This is a genomic window from Pseudomonas mandelii (assembly GCF_002251635.1).
GTDB classification, from domain to species: Bacteria; Pseudomonadota; Gammaproteobacteria; order Pseudomonadales; family Pseudomonadaceae; genus Aquipseudomonas; species Aquipseudomonas mandelii_B.
Map to the genome: position 1 here is coordinate 1 of NZ_NMOJ01000086.1, position 3,224 is coordinate 3,224.

3 protein-coding genes are annotated in these 3,224 nt (G+C 59.6%); 1 reads left to right on the forward strand and 2 read right to left on the reverse strand.

Going from position 1 to position 3,224, the window contains the following annotated elements; translation table 11 throughout:
- Positions 1-118 precede the first annotated feature (118 nt).
- Positions 119-526 (reverse strand): HPF/RaiA family ribosome-associated protein, encoded by a 408-nt coding sequence (locus B7L09_RS12250; RefSeq protein WP_094469037.1) that lies wholly within the window; start codon positions 524-526, stop codon positions 119-121.
- Between the two features lie 213 nt (positions 527-739).
- Positions 740-1,687 carry a LysR substrate-binding domain-containing protein gene (locus B7L09_RS12255; protein ID WP_094469038.1) on the reverse strand — a complete coding sequence of 316 codons (948 nt, stop codon included), beginning with the start codon at positions 1,685-1,687 and terminating at the stop codon, positions 740-742.
- Between the two features lie 135 nt (positions 1,688-1,822).
- Here B7L09_RS12255 and B7L09_RS12260 point away from each other — a divergent pair, with 135 nt between their 5' ends.
- On the forward strand, positions 1,823-3,199 hold the full coding sequence (locus B7L09_RS12260; protein ID WP_094469039.1) for an L-serine ammonia-lyase: 1,377 nt from the start codon (positions 1,823-1,825) through the stop codon (positions 3,197-3,199).
- The last annotated feature ends 25 nt before the right edge of the window (positions 3,200-3,224 follow it).

Genomic DNA, 3,224 nt, shown 5'->3' on the forward strand with positions numbered 1-3,224 from the left:
GACAAGCCCTTCGCCACAGGTCATCGTGGAACCAGCGGATTTGGTGAACACCTCAAACAAGAACGGGCCTGCATAAGCAGGCCCGTTTTCAGTGGGAAGGTAAAAAGTGAATCAGGCTTCAGCCGTTTTGTGCAGCCTGTTCGTTCTCGAGAAACTCATCTTCGAGCAGCGCATCGGCAGCGGTTCGTTCGAATGGCACCACAGCGGCACGTGGTTTGCCCCGCAGTTTGCCGAACAGATGCTCAAGCGCATGTTCGAGTTTTTCCGCCGCACCGTCGATCGCTTGCTCCAGGGTGTCGGCTTTATGAGTGACAGAAATCGGTTGGTGGCCTTTTGGCCGCGCTTCCAGTTGGCAACGCATGTCATGGGGACCTGGCTTGTCGCCATTCTCGTCCCGCAGATGAACCTCGACGCGTGTCAGGTGCTCTTCATAATGTTCGAGCGTGCTCTCAATGGTAGTACGTACCCACTCCTCCAGTCGGATGCTGCTTTCAATATGGTTATCGCTNTTGACTTGGATTTGCATAGTTCATCCCTTATTTCAGCTAGCTCGCGAGAGGCCTTTCGGCTGGCCCTTGGGCGTCATCACCGTGACCTCTTACTTACACAATCGGTCTGCGCGAAGAACATTTCAACCCCTAAAAAAAGATAAATATGGATTCGCAAAAAAAGCCGGACAACGGCAAAAAGCGCTGTTAAGGTCGGGAGTTGGGTCGCACCTCTCTTTAGTCACAATTGCTCACATCTGCCGCTCCGCCAGCGGGTGCAATCCGCGAAAAATTCCCGCTTCTTCCACCAGCCAGTCATGCACCGCACGTACGCCCGGATGGCTCAGCGCGCCCGGCGCGTAAAGCAGCACGTAGCGTTTATGGTTGGGCACGGCCAGCCCAAACGGCACGATCAAGGTGCCGCGCTCCAGTTCATCATTGAGCAACGTGCGCCGCGCGATGGCCACGCCCATGCCGGCGATGGCAGCCTCGATGGTCAGGTGATTGCGGTTGAAGGTGTGCCCGCGCCGCACATCGGCTTNNTCGAAGCCGATGGCATTGAGGTAATACTCCCATTCCGCGTACTCGTAACTGCCGCGCCAGGCGGTGATGTCGTGCAGCAGCGGAAAGTGCACCAGGCCCGCCGGGCCGTGCAGCGGTGGTCGGCCGCGCAGCAGGCTCGGGGCGCAGACCGGGAAGATCTGCTCGTCGAGCAAGGTTGTGGATAACAACCCGGGATAACTGCCGTCGTTCAGGTCGATCGCCAGGTCGAAGTCCCCTTCGTGCAACGGCACGCTGCTGTCCTCGGCCACCAGGCGTAACTGAATGTCTGGAAAGCGCTGCTGCAAGCGTGGCAGTCGCGGGGTCAGCCACTTGCTCAGGAACGATGGAATCGAACGCACCCGCAGAATTCCGCTGATCATTCCGGCGTCCAGTCGTCGCAATTCCGCATCGATGCTGCCGTAAGCCTCATTGACCGTGATGGCCAGTCGCTGGCCCTCGGCGCTCAATTCCACGCCGCGCGCACGGCGGTGAAACAAGCGAAAGCCTAACCGCTCCTCCAGCTGGCGGATTTGCTGACTGACCGCACCCGGCGTGATGTGCAGCTCTTCGGCGCAGCGGGTGAACGACAGATGCCGCGCAGCACAGGAAAACACGTGCAGCCAGACGTAAGTCTGGGCGTGCAATTGGCGACTCATTGTTTAGTCCTGCTAAAGGCTGTCTTAGGAAGTTTCGTTGGTCACGTAGGACCGAGGTAGGCAGTATCGCCGACATTGCGCTTGTCCTACAAAAATGGCAGCGATTTCTCTTCCATTGCTTGTATAGGCTTTAGCATGGCTATCAGTGTTTTCGATCTCTTCAAAGTCGGCATCGGTCCGTCCAGTTCCCACACCGTCGGCCCGATGCGCGCCGCCGCAACCTTCGCCCAGGCACTGATTGACCAGAATTTGCTCGACGCCGTCCGTCGGGTAGAAATCCGTCTTTACGGCTCCCTTTCCGCCACAGGNGTCGGCCATGCCACCGACCGCGCCTGCGTGATGGGCCTGATGGGCGAATGGCCGGACAGCATCGATCCGACCACCGTCGACAGCCGAATCCAGACCCTGCGCGAATCCGGTGAGCTCTCTCTGGCTGGCAACAAGACCATCGCCTTCAACTGGCAACGCGATCTCCTGCTGCTCGACGAGAGTTTGCCTTACCACCCTAACGCCATGTCTCTGACAGCCTTTGGCGAAACCGGTGAGTTGTCGGAGCAAACGTACTACTCGATCGGCGGCGGTTTCATCATCGAAGCGGCTGAAGCNGNGTCCGGTATCGCGCCGGCCAGCGATGTGGAATTGCCCTACGACTTTTCCAGCGCCGCTGAACTGCTCAAACTCTGCAACCAGCACGGTCTGCGGGTCTCCGAGTTGATGATGGCCAACGAACTGGCCTGGCGCAGCGAAGCTGAAATCCGCCAGGGCTTGCTGCACATCTGGTCGGTGATGCGTGAGTGCGTCGAGCAAGGCCTGCGTCACGAGGGCATCTTGCCAGGTGGCCTTGATGTGCCACGCCGTGCGGCGAAATTGCACCGCAGCCTGTTGGAAATCGGCAAACCCAATGTCATCACCTCGACCTTGTCGGCCATGGAATGGGTCAACCTGTTCGCCCTCGCCGTCAACGAAGAAAATGCTGCCGGCGGGCGTATGGTCACGGCACCGACCAACGGCGCGGCGGGGATCATTCCGGCGGTGTTGCACTACTACATGAAATTCAACCCGGACGCGTCGGACGATGACGTTGTCGCCTTCTTTTTGGGCGCGGCGGCTGTNGGNATNCTGTGCAAGAAAAACGCNTCGATCTCCGGCGCCGAAGTCGGCTGCCAGGGCGAAGTCGGTTCCGCCTGCGCCATGGCCGCCGCCGGCCTGGCCGACATCCTCGGCGCCACCCCGGAACAACTGGAAAACGCCGCCGAAATCGGCCTGGAACACAACCTCGGCCTGACCTGCGACCCGGTCGGCGGCCTGGTGCAAGTGCCGTGCATCGAGCGCAACGCCATCGCGGCGGTGAAAGCGATCAACGCCACNCAAATGGCCCTGCGCGGNGACGGCAAACACTTCATTTCCCTGGACCGGGTGATCCGCACCATGCGCGATACCGGCGCCGATATGCATGACAAATACAAAGAAACTTCACGGGGCGGCCTGGCGGTCAGCTGGGTGGAGTGCTGATCGGAGCACTTTTACCCGCCCCATA